A 2,130-nucleotide genomic window follows, 5' to 3' on the forward strand; every position below is an offset into this window, starting at 1 on the left:
GCCAGTCTATGGGTGAACCTGTTACCTAAAAACAGTAATACTGATATTGAAAAGTGAGACGCAATCGTCAATAACAAAACCAATTAATATGTCAAATTTGTTTTAAATTATGGTTAAAAAAAATTTCAAAGAATCAAAAATGGCAAATTGATACGCTCGCACTTTTTGGATTATTGGCTTTCACTGATGGGACCTTGTAAATATCAAACAAAATACGAAAAGTAAGTACTAAATAAACAAAAATTGTATCATCTCAATAAATAGGGGAAACCGAAAAAAAACTGAAGCCTATTAATTTTTCGCATAGGCTGTTAAAATTTCTTTATGATATTAGATAACCTTGATCTAAACGCCATACAAGATGAAAACGCGCGGGAATTGATCAGGCAGTTATTAAACCTGGTGGAAAAATTATCTGCAGACTTGCGAGATGCTCAAATTGAGATTCAACGTTTGCGAGATGAAGTGAACCGATTGAAGGGGGAACAAGGCAAACCCAATATCAAAGGAAATACGCCAAAACCGGCACCGAATAATCACTCCTCTGAAAACGAAAGACATAAATCGCGCCAACGGCATAAGAAGAGTAAGAATGCAAAAATCCAGATTGACCGGGAACAAGTAGTTGATGTGGATCTATCAGTTTTACCCAAAGATGCGAAGTTCAAGGAATATAAAGATGTGGTGGTCCAAGACATCTTGCTGCGAACAGATAATATTCTATTCCACAAAAAGAAATATTATGCCGCCTCGACCGGGAAGACCTATTTGGCCAAACTGCCGAGGGGATATGAAGGTCAATTCGGACCGGGGATCAAAGCTCTGACCTTGGCTTTTTACTATGGCATAGGAACCAGCGAACCGAAGATACAGGAATTCTTTGAGAATGTGGGCATTCAGATCTCAGCAGGGGAAATATCGAACCTGCTGATCAAAAAGCAAGACAGCTTCCATACAGAAAAGGATGCATTGTATGAAGCAGGATTGCAGAGCAGTCCCTGGCAACAGACTGACGATACCTTGACCCGAGTTGATGGACAAAATCAACATTGCCATGTGGTGTGTAATCCAGTCTACACCAGCTACCATACCCGAGCGAGTAAAGAACGGCTGAGTGTGTTGGATGTACTCAACAATGGACGCAAACGGCTATTTCGGTTGAATGAGGAAACGATCTTATACCTGAGAAGCATCCCTTGGTCGAGAGCCGCTTGGAGAAAAATACAGAGTTGGAAAAGCGAACAGGATTGGGAAGAGGCGGCATTTCTAGAGCGACTGGAAGAAGGTTTACCCAAATTGAGCAAACAGCAACACAAAACGATGCTCGATGCTTCAGCGGTCGCGGCGTATCATGCGCAAAAAGATTATCCAGTGGTAAAGGCATTAATTTGTGATGATGCGCCTCAGTTCAACTGGTTGGGCCAGGAGATGATGTTGTGTTGGGTTCATGACGGCAGACACTACAAGAAGTTGATGCCTGTGATTCCATTGCATCGCGAATTACTGGATGATTTTCTGAAGCAATACTGGGAGTATTATCACCAGTTGTTGGACTACTGCCAACTACCTACAGTGAAAGAACGTCTGCGATTAGAGACTGCATTTGATGACTTATTCTCAAACAACACTGGATATGACGCACTGGATCAAAGGATTGCTAAAACCAAAGCCAAGAAAGATAGTTTGTTACTGGTATTGCAATATCCCGAACTGCCGCTGCATAACAATGCGTCTGAACTGGGAGTACGGCAGAGAGTACGAAAACGGGATGTCAGTTTCGGACCACGTACTGAGGATGGTGTGAAGTCCTGGGATACTTTTGGGACCTTGGCGGAAACAACTAAAAAGCTGGGTTTGAGTTTCTACCACTATCTTGTTGACCGTATTTCCGGCACAAACCAAATCAAACCTTTAGCTGACCTGGTTTCATCACGGGCTAATGAACTCAATTTGGGATGGTCCTTCCTATTACCTTAGCTCTACCCCCATTTTTTGAGATGATACTAATACAGCCTATTTCACCACCACGAGCGCTTCCTCCACAAGCAGCGTCAGTACCGACTCATTTATTTGGGAAGATCCAGGCCATATTGAGGCTACGATGTATGGCACACTTCATGACTTGGAAGG

At 42.6% G+C, this 2,130-nt stretch carries 1 protein-coding gene; it reads left to right on the forward strand.

All coding sequences use genetic code 11. The features are described from left to right. Positions 1-324: 324 nt before the first annotated feature. Positions 325-1,977: a transposase gene (locus KB557_RS10925; protein WP_255134141.1), complete on the forward strand. Its 1,653-nt coding sequence runs from the start codon at positions 325-327 to the stop codon at positions 1,975-1,977. The last annotated feature ends 153 nt before the right edge of the window (positions 1,978-2,130 follow it).

The organism is Synechococcus sp. Cruz CV12-2-Slac-r (assembly GCF_024346075.1).
GTDB lineage: Bacteria > Cyanobacteriota > Cyanobacteriia > PCC-6307 > Cyanobiaceae > Synechococcus_D.

Coding starts and splice junctions, on each gene's coding strand:
- KB557_RS10925 (WP_255134141.1), top strand. CDS start 325: ATGATATTAGATAACCTTGATCTAAACGCCATACAAGATGAAAACGCG.